Source organism: Actinokineospora inagensis DSM 44258, from assembly GCF_000482865.1.
GTDB lineage: Bacteria > Actinomycetota > Actinomycetes > Mycobacteriales > Pseudonocardiaceae > Actinokineospora > Actinokineospora inagensis.
The window spans coordinates 309,200-323,503 of sequence record NZ_KI519516.1 but is presented as its reverse complement, the minus strand read 5'-3'; the positions used below and the strand labels follow the sequence as shown (position 1 = coordinate 323,503).

At 70.1% G+C, this 14,304-nt stretch carries 12 protein-coding genes; 8 read left to right on the top strand and 4 right to left on the bottom strand.

The features are described from left to right. Window positions 1-10 precede the first annotated feature (10 nt). The 3 genes from H504_RS0127590 (at window position 11) to H504_RS0127580 (ending at window position 3,441) form a co-directional block, all read left to right on the top strand. Entirely contained in the window at window positions 11-313 is a 303-nt protein-coding gene (locus H504_RS0127590; RefSeq protein WP_026425426.1) for a putative quinol monooxygenase, read from the top strand. After that, the gene (locus H504_RS0127585; protein WP_026425425.1) at window positions 313-1,518 is read left to right on the top strand and encodes a helix-turn-helix domain-containing protein; all 1,206 of its coding nucleotides are present in this window, start codon (window positions 313-315) and stop codon (window positions 1,516-1,518) included. The genes H504_RS0127590 and H504_RS0127585 overlap by 1 nt, the downstream gene beginning before the upstream one ends. A 750-nt stretch (window positions 1,519-2,268) precedes the next feature. Further along, on the top strand, window positions 2,269-3,441 hold the full coding sequence (locus H504_RS0127580; RefSeq protein ID WP_026425424.1) for a PQQ-dependent sugar dehydrogenase: 1,173 nt from the start codon (window positions 2,269-2,271) through the stop codon (window positions 3,439-3,441). On the opposite strand, the gene H504_RS0127575 is transcribed toward H504_RS0127580, so the two are convergent. Next, complete coding sequence (locus H504_RS0127575; RefSeq protein ID WP_026425423.1) at window positions 3,438-5,381, bottom strand: tetratricopeptide repeat protein; 1,944 nt, start codon at window positions 5,379-5,381, stop codon at window positions 3,438-3,440. The two genes, H504_RS0127580 and H504_RS0127575, sit on opposite strands and share 4 nt — an antisense overlap. A gap of 49 nt (window positions 5,382-5,430) precedes the next feature. Between H504_RS0127575 and H504_RS0127570 the strand changes: the two genes are divergently transcribed. Then, the gene (locus tag H504_RS0127570) at window positions 5,431-6,339 is read left to right on the top strand and encodes a 2-hydroxyacid dehydrogenase (RefSeq protein WP_026425422.1); all 909 of its coding nucleotides are present in this window, start codon (window positions 5,431-5,433) and stop codon (window positions 6,337-6,339) included. A gap of 54 nt (window positions 6,340-6,393) precedes the next feature. Then, window positions 6,394-7,092: a DoxX family protein gene (locus H504_RS37300; protein WP_051386315.1), complete on the top strand. Its 699-nt coding sequence runs from the start codon at window positions 6,394-6,396 to the stop codon at window positions 7,090-7,092. 66 nt (window positions 7,093-7,158) lie between these two features. Here the strand turns inward: H504_RS37300 and ilvD are convergent, their stop codons facing one another. Both ilvD and H504_RS37295 read right to left on the bottom strand, forming a co-directional pair. Beyond that, entirely contained in the window at window positions 7,159-9,003 is a 1,845-nt protein-coding gene (ilvD, locus tag H504_RS0127560; RefSeq protein ID WP_026425421.1) for a dihydroxy-acid dehydratase, read from the bottom strand. Window positions 9,004-9,115: 112 nt separating this feature from the next. Continuing rightward, window positions 9,116-9,592, bottom strand: coding sequence for a PH domain-containing protein (locus tag H504_RS37295; protein WP_035306345.1), 477 nt, complete (start codon window positions 9,590-9,592; stop codon window positions 9,116-9,118). Window positions 9,593-10,063: 471 nt separating this feature from the next. Here H504_RS37295 and H504_RS0127550 point away from each other — a divergent pair, with 471 nt between their 5' ends. Genes H504_RS0127550 through ilvC form a run of 3 tightly spaced genes read left to right on the top strand, consistent with a single transcriptional unit; the run spans window position 10,064 to window position 13,470 of the window. Beyond that, window positions 10,064-11,908: an acetolactate synthase large subunit gene (locus H504_RS0127550; RefSeq protein ID WP_035306342.1), complete on the top strand. Its 1,845-nt coding sequence runs from the start codon at window positions 10,064-10,066 to the stop codon at window positions 11,906-11,908. Between the two features lie 5 nt (window positions 11,909-11,913). After that, entirely contained in the window at window positions 11,914-12,420 is a 507-nt protein-coding gene (ilvN, locus tag H504_RS0127545) for an acetolactate synthase small subunit (protein WP_026425419.1), read from the top strand. A 36-nt stretch (window positions 12,421-12,456) separates the two neighbouring features. Further along, window positions 12,457-13,470, top strand: coding sequence for a ketol-acid reductoisomerase (ilvC, locus tag H504_RS0127540; RefSeq protein WP_026425418.1), 1,014 nt, complete (start codon window positions 12,457-12,459; stop codon window positions 13,468-13,470). 42 nt (window positions 13,471-13,512) lie between these two features. Here the strand turns inward: ilvC and H504_RS0127535 are convergent, their stop codons facing one another. Then, window positions 13,513-14,226: a hypothetical protein gene (locus H504_RS0127535; protein WP_026425417.1), complete on the bottom strand. Its 714-nt coding sequence runs from the start codon at window positions 14,224-14,226 to the stop codon at window positions 13,513-13,515. Window positions 14,227-14,304 lie beyond the last annotated feature (78 nt).

Sequence of the window (14,304 nt, the reverse complement as noted above, 5' to 3'; positions counted from 1 at the left end):
GGGAGGCGCCATGTGGGCGTTGGTGGTGCGGTTCGAGCTGAGGGACGAGCAGGCTGCGCAGGGGTTCGACACGCTCGTGGCTGAGACGTTGCCGCAGATCATCGCGGGTGAGCCGGGGACGTTGGTCTACGCGGTGCATGAGGTGGCGGGCGCGCCGTTGTCCCGGGTGTTCTACGAGGTGTACGCGGACAAGGCGGCGTTCGGGGTGCATGAGGAGCAGGCGCACACGAAGCGGTTCCTGGCGGAGCGGGTGCAGTACCTGACGGACTTCCGGGTGGAGTTCCTGACGTCGCTGACCGGGAAGGGGGTGTGATGTCGTCCCCTGGTGACGAGAAGGCACTGGGTCGGCGGATCGCGTTTGAGCGGGGGAAGCGTGGGCTGACGCAGGGGCAGCTCGGGAAGATGCTCAACCGGTCGGAGAGCTGGGTGAGCCAGGTTGAGCGGGGTGTGCGGCGCATCGATCGGATGTCGGTGCTGGAGGCGGTCGCGGCGGCCCTGGAGATCGAGCTCGCCGAGTTGGCGCCAGAAGCGAACGTCGTCGCGGCGACGGCTCGGCCTCAGGCTGCGACGTCGTTGAGTCTGGCGTTGTGTTCGAGCGACGCTCTCCACGCTGTGCTGTCGGATGTGTCGCCGGTGGACGTCGAGCGGTTGGGGCGCAGTGCCGATCAAGCGTGGGAACACGCGCACGGATCGCGGTACGAGAACCTGAGCGAACTCTTGGGCACGTTGATCCCCGAGTTGGAGTACGCCACCCGCAAGACGGCAGGCTTGGACCGGCGTCGGATGTGTGTCGCCAAAGCGAAGGCGTATCAGGCGGCCGCAGGAGTGCTGTCGAAACTCGGAGAGGTCGGCGCGGCCTGGGTTGCGGTCGATCGAGCCATCTCGGCCGCTGAGGACGCGGACGAACCCCTCTTGATGGCTGCGGGCGCGTTCCGCTTGGCGATCGTATTCCAGGGTGCTCGCAAACTCGACCTGGCCAAGCGCACCGCGACGACCGCGATCACCGCCCTGTCGCGGCTGGTCGCATCCGGCGACGACGAAGCGCTCGCGCTGACCGGCGCCCTCTACCTCCAACTCGCCGTGGTATCCGCCCGCGCCAACGAGGGCGACGAGGCGTACAGCTACCTCGACCAAGCCGCCGCGCTGGCCCGCACGCTCAAGGTCGACCGCAACGATCACAACACCGAGTTCGGCCCCACCAACGTCCTGCTCCATGAGGTCAACGTCGCCGTAGAACTCGGCGACGCCGGCCGAGCGCTGCGCGTGGCAGCCAAGACCGACCCATCCCACCTGTCCCCCGAGCGACGCGCCCGACTGCTGATCGACATCGCCCGCGCACACAACCAGCGACGTTCGCCCGCCCTCATGGCCTCCGCCCTGCAAGAGGCGTTGCAGATCGCACCAGAACAGATCCAGAACCACCCCACTACCCGCGAGCTCCTCACAGACGCCCTACGCGCCGACCCCACCAACCCTGACCTCGCGCAACTCGCCAGGACACTCGACCAGACCATCTAACCCGAACAATTTATGCGCTACCCACACTCATAGTGTTTCCATCTGGGCGGGTGGGTACTTTGGCGTTGGTGGGGGACAAGCAGCATGACCGCCACGACGGGCGCCGTCGACACGGTTCTATGGGGCCCACTGGACCACGCGACCACCGCCGTGCGTGAACACCTGGACCGTCACCCCTACCTAGACGGTAGGCAACACGAGCGTCCGGGCAGGCTGGCCACCACGAGTCCAGCCTCACCTCACGCCAACCGGCTTCGCCCCAGCCCCCACCCTTCCCGGGGGGCGTCCCCGAGCCCAGTCTACCGGCCGGGTGCGACAAAAGATCTTGGAATGGCAGCCGGGGACGTCCCCCTGTGGATAACTCTTGTCGCTGAGACGGGTGAAAGTCAGGGATCACGGCCGTGGTGATCGCCGTGACCTACGAAGTTGATCCAGACGGTGCCGCCGTCCACGCAGTCCATCGACATCTGCTGTGACCTGCACAAACCCACTCCCGAAGCTAGCCACACCACCGCGCCCCACGTCTGACTGCACTTCCCCCACTTCCTCGTACAGGCCATCTCTAACGGTGGGAGGTTGCTGTCAAGGGTGGAGCTCGCTCCATCGCGCAGCGACGCCGCAGGCGCCCTTGATAGTGACCTCCCACCGTTAGACCATCGAGGTCGAGGAAGCCCCCGAAGCCGAAGCCCCCAACGCGCAGAACCCCCCGCTCACGGCGGGTTCACGCCCCCCGCCGTACGCTGGGAAATCATGGCTGGCGTGTTGCGTTCCCCGATCCGGCTGGTCGCGGCGGTGTGTGCGGTGCTGGCCGTGGCCTCGTGTGCGTCGTTCCCGGAGCAGCCGCCTGCGGCGAGTTGGCAGCCGGAGGTGCCGTTGACCCCGCAGGCCGCTCCGGAGCCGGATACGGGTGGGGCTGATGGGGGTGGCGGCGCCCAGCCGACCGGGACGCCCACGAAGATCCCGCCGCCGGACGGGTGTACTGATTTCAACCCGGCGGTGTTGGCGACTTGTCTGGACACCGTGGTCGCGGTGGCCGCGTTGCCGGGTGACGGGTCGAATCCCACCGCGTTGGTCGGTGAGCGCAAGACCGGCCGGATTCTGATGGTCCGCAAGGGCCAGGCGCCGACGGTGTTCGCGACCATCCCGGTTGACGCGGCCACTGACGGCGGCCTCACCGGGCTGGCGTTGTCCCCGAACTACGTCGAGGACCAGTTGGTCTTCGCCTACGTCACCACCGCCACCGACAACCGGGTGGTCCGGGTCGCGCCGCACGACACGGCCAAGCCCGTCCTCACCGGCATCCCGCGCGGCGCGCACACCGGCAATCGCGGCTCGCTGACCCAGGACCGACGCGGCGCCCTCGTCCTCGCCACCGGCGACGCGGGTTCGCCGACCGCCGCCGCCGATCAGTCGTCGTTGGCGGGCAAGGTGCTCCGCTTCAACACCGACGGCAAGCCGACGACCGGCAAGAGCCTGGTGCTCACGTCCGGTCTGCACGCCCCCGGCGGCATCTGCACCTCGCTGGACGGCACGCAGACCTGGGTCACCGACCGGGGCGCCACCGCCGACGTGCTGTACAAGGTCGTCGCGGGCAAGCCGCTGAGCACCCCCGCCTGGACCTGGCCCGACCGCCCCGGCGTCGCGGGCTGCGCCGCCACCCCCGAACTCGTCTGGATCGCCATGGCGACGGCGGGCAACCTGCAGAACATCCCGCAGGCCCCGGACGGCAGTTTCACCGGCAAACCCCAGGTCACCCTGGCCGCACCGGACGGCTTCGGCAAGGTCGACGGCCTCGACCTGATGACCAACCAGATCGCCGTCGCGGGCACCGTCAACAAACAAACCGGCCCCGCCATCTCCAGTGATGACCGTGCGGTGGCCATCATCGTGCAGCCGCAGGGTGGTGGCGGGGGGGCGGACTAGCCGTCCTCAGTGGACAGTCGGTCGAGTTCGCCCCTGGTGCGCTTGGTGTCGGGGTGGTCCGGTCCGAGTGTGCCCAGTCGGAGGTCGTGGACCTCGTGGAAGGCGCGGACCGCGATGTCGGTGGATCCGGCTTCCGCCAACCAGTACGCCAGATCGTGCATGGTCGACCAGGTTCGCGGGTTTCTCAGCCCCAGTACCCGGATCTCGTCTTCCAACACCCCGGCCAACCCCAGTACGGCCGCCACGACGTCACCCGATTTGCCCTGCCAGTGGGCGAGGTTGTGCCGGGTGGCCAGGATGTGCGGGTGGTCGGGCCGCAGGGTGCGGACCCGGTCGGCCAGCACCTCGGTGAGATCCCTGACCGCTGCGGCGGGATCGCCCGCTCGGCCGCGTGAGCGGGCCAGTTCGTGGCGGGTGGTGAGGGTGTCCCGGTGGTCCGGACCGAGCACGCGGACCCGGTCGTCGAGGACCGCTTCCAACTCCACTAACGCCGTGGTCGGCTCATCGATCCCCAGCCAGTAGGCCAGGCTGTAGTGGGTGGCCAGCGTGGCCGGGTGGTCTGGTCCGAGGACGCGTCGTTGGTCGTCGAGCAACTCGGTCATCGCCTGGACCGCCGCGCCGTGGTCGCCCTTCTCGCCGAGCAGGCGGGCGATCTCGTGCCGGGCGACGAGCGAGTCCGGGTGGTCGACGCCGAGATTGGCGTGAGCCATCATGTACAGCGAGGTGTGGTACTCGACCGCGGTGTCGGTGAACCCGAGTTGGCTGAGGCTCAGCCCCGCGCGGAACAACACCCGGTACGCGTTCGACCGCCAGAGTTCGGCGGGCGCGACGGTGAAGAGGGCATGAGTGTTGCCGAGCAACCGTAGAACCAGTCCGGTGTCCCGTTCCACGTTGGGCCAACTGGAGGTGAGTGCCTTGGCGGCGACCTTGGCGAGGCGGCCGAGCCCGTCTCCCGGGAGCTGGTCGCGGGTCGCGTGCTGCACCAGGGCGTGCACGCGCGCGATGTGGTCCGCGTCGACGCTGATCAGGTTCAGCCGCTGGAGGTTTCCCAGTGCGCGGGCGGCGGCCACGGCGTCGACCGGTTCACCTCCACCGGAGGACAGGTAGTCCAGCATGGGTTTCGAGGTCAGCACGCTCAGTGGGATCCCGTTGGGGTCCAACAAGGACATCACCGACAGTACCGGCCGCGCCAACCCCATCGGCGGCAACTCGTCGGCGGCGTCGACCGAGATCGACCACGTTGTCGCCACGGTCCGGCCCGCCCAGCTTTCCGGGAACCGCGAGGCCAGGGTTCGTTGCCAAGTGGCGATGTAGTCGCGGCAGGTCAGGCCGGGCACCATCGACAGGTAAGCCGCCGCCTGGCTCAGCGCCAATGGCAAGTGCCCCAACAGTTCCGCCAGTTCGGGGATGCCTGAGTCGGCGCCGAGCACGCCCGTCAGGTAGGCCGTCGATTCGTCCGGCGTGAACACCGCCAGCGGCATCAGTCGACGGTCCGCGCTGCGCAGGGATGGTTCGTTGCGCCGCGTGGTCACCACCAGCCGACCCGACGTGCCGGTGTGCGGCCACAACCCGTCCAGGTCGGCCGGGTCGGTGACGTCGTCGAGGACGAGCAGCCACCGGTGGGTCGTGGAGCCACACCAGTCCAGGAAGCGGCGGGCGTCCAGGCTGGCGTCGCCGGTGGGGCTACCGGTGAGTTCGGCCAGGCCGCTGAGCACACTCGTGCGGCTCGTCGCGGTCACCCAGCCGACCAGGTCGACCTCGCCCGCCGACCACAGCCGATTCGCGTACTCGGCCGCCGTCTGGGTCTTGCCGACGCCGCCGAGGCCGGAGAGGACCACCCCGCCCGATGTCAGCCCGTCCAGCTCCGGGACCGACCGGCGCTGGAAGCCGTCGACCACCACCGGGACGGCGCTGGAGCGGAGGGGCAGTTCACCGGGCATGGGGCCATGATCGACCACCTCGGCGGTGGCCCGCCCGTAGGGTGGAGCCGTGACTGTCACGGTTCTGGTCCCCGACGAGCACGGGGTCGCGGCGTTGTCGGCCCTCGACGGCGTGCTGGCCGTCCGGTACGACCCGGACAACCTGCCGCCGGAGGCCCAGGAGGCCGAGGTCCTGGTGCCGACCTTCCTGTCCGCCGACAAGGTGCGGTTGGTGGCGAGCCTGCCGAAGCTGCGGATGGTGCAGTTGCTCACCGCGGGCGCCGAGGCGTGGATCGGGAAGCTGCCCGAGCACGTCCTGCTCTCGACCTGCACCGGCGCGCACGGCGGCAGCACGGCGGAGTGGGCGATGGCCGCGTTGCTGGCGATCTACCGGGAGATCCGCGAGTTCGACCGGGACCGCGCGAACCGGGCGTGGTCGTTCCACCAGACGGAGACCTTGCAGGACAAGCGGGTGCTCGTGGTCGGGGCCGGTGACCTGGGTCGGCAGTTGGAGCGGCGGCTGCTCGCGTTCGACGCCGAGGTCACCATGGTCGCCAACGCCGCGCGTGACGGCGTGCGCGGGGTCGGTGAGCTCCCGGAGTTGCTGCCACACCACGACGCCGTCGTGTTGATGGTCCCGATGACCGACGCCACCCACCACCTGGTCGACGCGGGATTCCTGTCCAGGATGCGGGACAACGCGGTTCTGGTAAATGCTGCTCGCGGGCCGGTTGTCGACACCGACGCCCTGGTGAAGGAGCTCACCTCGCGGCGGTTGCGGGCGGCGCTGGACGTCACCGACCCGGAGCCGCTGCCTGCCGAACACCCGCTGTGGTCCGCGCCGGGACTGCTGCTCACGCCGCATGTGGCGGGTAGTTGCACGGGTGTGCACGACCGTGCGTACCGGGTCGTCGCGAACCAGATCGAGCAGTTCGTCCGCGGCGACGAGCCGGACAACCTGGTGCGCGGCCTCTACTAGGTTGATCTACCAGGTTGATCGGCAGGGGGTTGACCGATCGCTTACTGTGCGGGCGTGAGTACCGAAGACGACCGCCCCAGGCAGAGCGGCGGATACGCGGACAGCGGCTATTTCACGCCGTCGGAGAGCACCTATCCGACGACCCCCACCACCGGCGGCGCCGACGCGTACAGCGGCGGCACCACCGCGGCGCTCCCCCGCCCCAACACCACCTCTTACGACGACGACCCGGACCGCCGGGAGGAGGTGCTCGACCGCGCGCCGCACACCTGGCACGTCGGCGCCGACCTCGGCCTGCTCGTGCTCCGCGTCGTGCTCGGCGCGCTGGTCCTCGGCCACGGCCTGCAGAAGGTGTTCGGCCTGTTCGAGGGCGCCGGGATCGACGGCTTCGGGCACGTGCTCTCCGCCCTGGGCTTCCAGCACGCCACGATCCTGTCCTGGGTCACCGGCATCACCGAGCTCGCCGCGGGCGCCCTGCTCATCCTCGGCCTGTTCACCCCGGCGGCGGCGGGTGCGGTGCTGGCCATCGTGGCCAACGCCATCTGGATCCGGGTGGACGTCAACCTGTTCGCGGGCGGCGTCGAGATCCAGGCCATTTACGCCGCGGCCGCCTTCACCCTGCTGTTCACCGGCGCGGGCCGCGCGTCGCTGGACAACCACACGCCGTGGTTCCGCCGGGCACCGGCTTTCGGCTTCGTCTTCCTGATCCTGGCGGCCGCCGCGAGCGTGGTCACCCTGGTCGTCCTGCGCTGACCCCCACCGATATCCGCTGACATGACAAGGGGCCGGGTCGACTGACCCGGCCCCTTGTCATGTGCGTCAGCGGTTGGGGTCGCGGACGGCGCCGGTGGACGCGTCCGTGGCCATCCGGGCGTACGCGCGCAGGGCGTTGGTGACCGGGCGGACCCGGTCCCTCGGCTGCCAGGGTCGCTCGCCCGCCTCCATCTTGGCCCGGCGCTCGGCCAGGACATCGGCGTCGACCAGCAACTCCAGCGACCGGGCGTGCACGTCGATGCGGATCTGGTCACCGTCCTCGACCAGCGCGATGGTGCCGCCGCCCGCCGCCTCCGGCGAGACGTGGCCGACGGACAGCCCCGATGAACCGCCGGAGAAGCGGCCGTCGGTGATCAGCGCGCACTTCTTGCCGAGGCCCGCGCCCTTGAGGAACGCGGTGGGGTGCAGCATCTCCTGCATGCCGGGGCCACCGGCCGGACCCTCGTAGCGGACGACCAGGACGTCGCCGGGCTGGATCTGCTTGCCGAGGATCACCGACACGGCCTGTTCCTGGCTCTCCACGACCCGCGCCGGGCCCTGGAAGACGAACAGGTCCTCGTCGATGCCCGCGGACTTGATGACCGCGCCCGCCTCGGCCAGGTTCCCGTGCAGCACGGCCAGTCCACCGTCGGCGGTGTGGGCGTGCGCGCGGTCGCGGATGCAGCCCGCCGCCGCGTCGGTGTCCAGTGAGGACCACCGGTTCGACGTGGAGAACGCCTGCGTGGTGCGGACTCCACCCGGCGCGGCGTGGAACAGCTCGACGGCCTCGGCGGCGGGCGACTCGGCGCGGATGTCCCATTCGGACAGCCACTGGGCCAGCGACGGGGAGTGCACCGAGGTGACCTCCTCGTTGAGCAGCCCAGCCCGCCACAGTTCGCCCAGGATGGCCGGGATGCCGCCCGCCCGGTGCACGTCCTCCATGTGGTAGTCGGAGTTCGGCGACACCTTGGCCAGGCAGGGGACCCGCCGCGAGATCGCGTCGATGTCGGCGAGGGTGAAGTCGATCTCGCCTTCCTGGGCGGCGGCGAGGATGTGCAGCACCGTGTTGGTCGACCCGCCCATCGCCATGTCCAGCGCCATCGCGTTCTCGAACGCGGCGCGGGTGGCGATCGAGCGGGGCAGCGCGGACTCGTCGTCCTGCTCGTACCACCGCTTGCACAGCTCGACGACGGTGGTTCCCGCGCGGGTGAACAGGTCCCGGCGGGCGGCGTGCGTGGCGAGCGTGGACCCGTTGCCGGGCAACGCGAGCCCGAGCGCCTCGGTGAGGCAGTTCATCGAGTTCGCGGTGAACATGCCCGAGCACGAGCCGCAGGTGGGGCACGCGGACCGCTCGACCTCGCCGAGCGCGGCCTCGTCGACGGCGCTGTTGGCCGAGGCGGAGATGGTGGTGATCAGGTCGCTGGCCGGGTGCGCGACCCCGCCGACGACGACCGCCTTGCCCGCCTCCATCGGTCCACCCGAGACGAACACGACCGGGACGTTGAGCCGCATGGCCGCGTTCAGCATCCCCGGGGTGATCTTGTCGCAGTTGGAGATGCACACGAGCGCGTCCGCCTGGTGCGCGTTGACCATGTACTCGACCGCGTCGGCGATGATCTCCCGGGACGGCAGCGAGTACAGCATCCCGGAGTGGCCCATGGCGATGCCGTCGTCGACCGCGATGGTGTGGAACTCGCGCGGCACGCCACCGGCGGCGCGGATCGCGTCGGCCACGATGTCGCCGAGGTCGCGCAGGTGCACGTGGCCGGGCACGAACTGGGTGTAGGAGTTGGCGATCGCCACGATCGGCTTGCCGAAGTCGCTGTCGGTCATTCCGGTGGCCCGCCACAGCGAGCGGGCCCCGGCGGCGTTGCGGCCATGGGTGGTGGTGCGGGAGCGCAGCGCGGGCACGGCTCCTCCAAGTGTCGATCTCGGTGCGCGACTCGCGCGCGGGGGTGGTCTGGTGCTGCCGGTCACGCCGCGGGGTGGGGCGTCGACCAGTGGGGAGGCGGTGCCGACCAGGTTACTCCGGTGTCGCGGCCGGACGCCCTGCGTCCTCTGCCGCCACCGCGGGTTCGTCCTCCGGCGCGACGTTGTCCTCCGGCCGCGGCAGTTCCGTCGGGTCGGTCAACCGGCCGCCGCTGACCAGGGACAACGCGGGCAGGTGGCGGACCCGGACGTTCGGCAGCGGCACCGCGGTCTCGTCCTCGGCCACCGCGACGACTCCGCCGCGCGGGGTGAGCCGCAGGCCCTTGAGCCCGGTCCACGGCAGCGACCGCGACCCGATCACGCCGCGCACCACCAGACCGTCGGTGGTCGCGGTCGTGCGCACGCGTAACACCCACACCACGCTCGCGATGGGGATCACGTAGACCGCGACCAGCCCCGGCGCGGCGAACGCGAACGGTGTGGCGCAGATCGCGAACAGGAGCGCGGCCAAGACCGCGACCCCCGGAATCCGGAAGACAAGCCTGGACGGGACAAGAGGCTGCTCAGACACTGTTTCATTTCCTCCCACCACCCACCCCCACGTCCCCACCCGGCATCGTTCCCGGCTTGGCAGGCCACGTCACGGGGCTGGTTGACATGGTTTCGTGCGTGCTCAGATGGTGCACCCGCGGTCGCGGCGGACGGCCCTCGGGTCCCAGATTGGCGTCCACCATTCGGGAGCACCGTCCCGCAGAGTTGACGCTCTACCCCGAACGCACTAGCGTCAGCGTCGTGCCAGTCCGATCAATTCTCGTACTTCCGCCGCGCGTTCGACGCTGACGGAGGTTCCTGACGCATCGAACGCGCGACCCTCGATCGACCCATCCGTGGTCGACGGGGGTTTTTTCGTGTCCAGGCCCGTATTCGCACCACCGACAGTCCGACTTCCCAACAATCGCCCCCCACCCGAGCAGCACGAGCCCGAGCAGCACCCGAGCAGCAAGAGCCCCACGCGATCACCTTCGACCCACGAGGCAGAACGATGACCAGCGCAACATCGCGGCCCACCCCGGCCGCAGCGAACCCTGGGACGGCGTCCGCCACCGCGCAGCCTGCCCGCCCCAAGCCTGCGCCGCCGACCGGGACCCCCGTCCGGGTGACCGGAGCGCAATCGCTCGTGCGCTCGCTTGAGGCGGTGGGGGTCGAGATCGTCTTCGGCATTCCGGGCGGCACCATCCTGCCCGCATACGACCCGCTGCTGGACTCGACGAAGCTGCGCCACGTGCTGGTCCGGCACGAGCAGGGCGCCGGGCACGCGGCCACCGGCTACGCGCAGGCCACCGGCCGGGTCGGCGTGTGCATGGCCACCTCGGGGCCGGGCGCGACGAACCTGGTCACCGCGCTGGCCGACGCGAACATGGACTCGGTGCCGATCGTGGCGATCACCGGCCAGCAGACCCGCGGCCTGATCGGCACCGACGCCTTCCAGGAAGCCGACATCTGCGGCATCACGCTGCCGATCACCAAGCACAACTTCCTGGTCACCGACCCGGTGGAGATCCCGCGCACCATCGCCGAGGCGTTCCACCTGGCCGCCACCGGCCGCCCCGGCCCGGTCCTGGTCGACATCCCCAAGGACGTGCTGCAGGAGACCACCTCGTTCAGTTGGCCGCCGGAGCTGCGGCTGCCCGGGTACCGGCCGACCACCCGCCCGCACGGCAAGCAGGTGCGCGAGGCGGCCCGGCTGATGTGCGCGGCCAAGCGCCCGGTGCTCTACGTCGGCGGCGGCGTGATCAAGGCGGACGCGGCGCCGGAGCTGCTGGAGCTGGCCGAGCTGACCGGCATCCCGGTGGTGACCACGCTGATGGCCCGCGGCGCGTTCCCCGACTCGCACAAACTGCACCTGGGCATGCCGGGCATGCACGGCACCGTCCCCGCGGTCGGCGCCATGCAGCGGGCCGACCTGCTGGTGGCGCTGGGCGCCCGGTTCGACGACCGGGTCACCGGCGTGCTGGAGAGCTTCGCCCCGGACGCCTCGATCGTGCACGCCGACATCGACCCCGCCGAGATCTCCAAGAACCGCCGCGCGGACGTGCCGATCGTGGGCGACTGCAAGGAGATCCTGGTCGAGCTGTTGGCCGCGGTGAAGGCCGAGCGCGCCAACGGCCACACCGACCTGGCGCCGTGGTGGGAGACCCTCGGCGGCTGGCGGGACACCTTCCCACTGGGCTACGAGTGGCCCGCCGACGGAACCCTGTCCCCGCAGTACGTCATCGAGCGGATCGGCCGCATCGCCGGTCCCGAGGCCATCTACACGGCCGGGGTCGGCCAGCACCAGATGTGGGCCGCGCAGCACGTCCGCTACGAGCACCCGCGCACCTGGCTCAACTCCGGCGGCCTGGGCACCATGGGCTACGCGGTGCCCGCCGCGATGGGCGCCAAGTTCGGCAGGCCGGACACGGTCGTCTGGGCGATCGACGGCGACGGCTGCTTCCAGATGACCAACCAGGAACTGGCGACCTGCGCCATCGAGGGCGCCCCGATCAAGGTCGCGGTCATCAACAACGGCAACCTGGGCATGGTCCGCCAGTGGCAGAACCTGTTCTACAGCGGGCGCTACTCGCAGACCGACCTCGGCACGCACAAGCACCGCATCCCGGACTTCACCCTGCTCGCCGAGGCGCTGGGCTGTGCTGGCCTGCGCTGCGAGACCAAGGAGGAGGTCGACTCGGTGATCCACCGGGCGATGGCCATCAACGACCGCCCGGTCGTGATCGACTTCGTGGTCGGCAAGGACGCCCAGGTGTGGCCGATGGTCGCCGCGGGCACCGGGAACGACGAGATCATGGCCGCCCGCGGCATCCGCCCGCTGTTCGACGAGGACTGACCGAGATGACCAAACACACCCTCAGCGTCCTGGTGGAGAACAAGCCGGGCGTGCTGGCCAGGGTCGCCGGGCTGTTCTCCCGGCGCGGGTTCAACATCGACTCGCTGGCCGTCGGCCCGACCGAGCACCCGGACGTGTCCAGGATGACCATCGTCGTCGCCGTGGAGGACCTGCCGCTGGAGCAGGTCACCAAGCAGCTCAACAAGCTGGTCAACGTCATCAAGATCGTGGAGCTGGAGTCGACGGCCGCGGTGCGCCGGGAACTGCTGCTGGTCAAGGTCCGCGCCGACGCCACCGTGCGCAGCCAGGTGCTCGAGACCGTGCAGTTGTTCCGGGCCAAGGTGGTCGACGTCTCCCCGGAGGCGCTGACCATCGAGGCCACCGGCACCGCCGACAAGATCGAGGCCCTGCTGCGCATGCTGGAGCCCTACGGCGTGCGCGAGATGGTCCAGTCGGGCATGGTCGCCATCGGCCGAGGCCCGAGGTCCATCACCGCCACCGCTGTTCGATAGTCCTTAGTACAACGCCAGAAAGGTAGTTCCCACCCCATGTCTGTCGAGATCTTCTACGACGCCGACGCCGACCTCGGCATCATCCAGGGCCGCAAGGTGGCCGTGATCGGCTACGGCAGCCAGGGCCACGCGCACGCGCTGAGCCTGCGCGACTCCGGTGTGGACGTCCGGATCGGACTGCCCGAGGGCTCCAAGTCCCGCGCCAAGGCCGAGGAGCAGGGCCTGCGGGTGCTCACCAGCGCCGAGGCGGCCAAGGAGGCCGACCTCATCATGATCCTCGCGCCGGACACCAAGCAGCGGTTCATCTACGCCGAGGACATCGAGCCGAACCTGAAGGACGGCGACGCGATCTTCTTCGGTCACGGCTTCAACATCCGCTACGACCTGATCAAGCCCCCGGCCAACGTCGACGTGGCCATGGTCGCCCCCAAGGGCCCCGGTCACCTGGTGCGCCGCCAGTTCGTCGACGGCAAGGGCGTTCCCGCCCTGATCGCCGTGCACCAGGACGCCACCGGCGGCGCGCAGGCGCTCGCCCTGTCTTACGCGGCGGCCATCGGCGGCGCCCGCGCCGGGGTCATCAAGACCACCTTCACCGAGGAGACCGAGACCGACCTGTTCGGCGAGCAGGCCGTGCTCTGCGGCGGCGCGTCGGCGCTGGTGCAGACCGGGTTCGAGGTGCTCACCGAGGCCGGTTACGCCCCGGAGATCGCCTACTTCGAGGTGCTGCACGAGCTCAAGCTCATCGTCGACCTGATGTACGAGGGCGGCATCGCCCGCCAGCGCTACTCGGTGTCCGACACGGCCGAGTACGGCGACCTCACCCGCGGCCCGCGCGTCATCACCCCCGCGGTGAAGGCCGAGATGAAGAAGATCCTGGGCGAGATCCAGGACGGCACCTTCGCCCGCGAGTGGGTGGCCGAGGACGAGAGCGGCCGCGCCAACTACCACCGCCTCCAGGAGGAGGGCGCCAAGCACCCGATCGAGGAGACCGGCGCGAAGCTGCGCGGCCTGATGTCCTGGGTCGACCGCCCGATCACCGAGACGGCCTGATTTCGGTGTGGGAGGGGACCGCGCACCGGTCCCCTCCCCGCCTCAGAAGTCCGGTTCGTCCTGCAATGTGATCAGCACCGCGGGGGCGAGTTCGGGGGCGTGCGAGTAACCCGGGAAACCACCCCAGCGGATGGAGTGGCGCAGGTACTCCACCAGGGTGATCTCGGGGCTGCCCGCCACCCCGCGCACCACCGGGTCCGCCACCGACGACGGCAACTCGATGTCGTGGGTGCCGCCGTCGACGTTCGCCTTCAGCCGTTCGTCCGGCGCCAGCTCGAAGTAGAAGCCCGGCACGCCGCCGTACTCGTCCCAGTCGTTCTTCAGCGCGTAGGCGTTGCCCAGGCACAGCGGGTCGGGGTACTCGGGGCCGGGTGGTTGCCCCCGGGGCACCGGTTCCCGGTGGTAGCTCAGGAAAAGCGCCTCGCAGTCACCGGTGAACGACACCTGGCCGACCCGGCGCAGGCACGCCTCCAGCGCGAACGGCAGCCCGCCGACCTTCTCCACCAGCGTGTCGACCAGTTCGAGCTCGCCCTCGTGCGGCGGGTCGTGCGGTGTCACCCTGGTCGCGGACACCCAATCGAGCTCGGGCAACGCCGCCGCGATCCGCGCCACCTGTTGCGCCACCCGGATCATCGTCTCGTCCGCCACCGCGGCCACGTCCTCGGCCAGGTCGTCCGGGACCGGGCCCAGCGCGCGCAGCTCAGCCCACACCGCCACCCGCTCGCCACGCAGGTAGCGCTGGAAGTACGAGGTCACGGCGGTAACGTTACTCACCGCGACCGGTACGGGACGCCCGCGACACGGTGCGTGCGATGCCCTGCGGTATACCTGGTG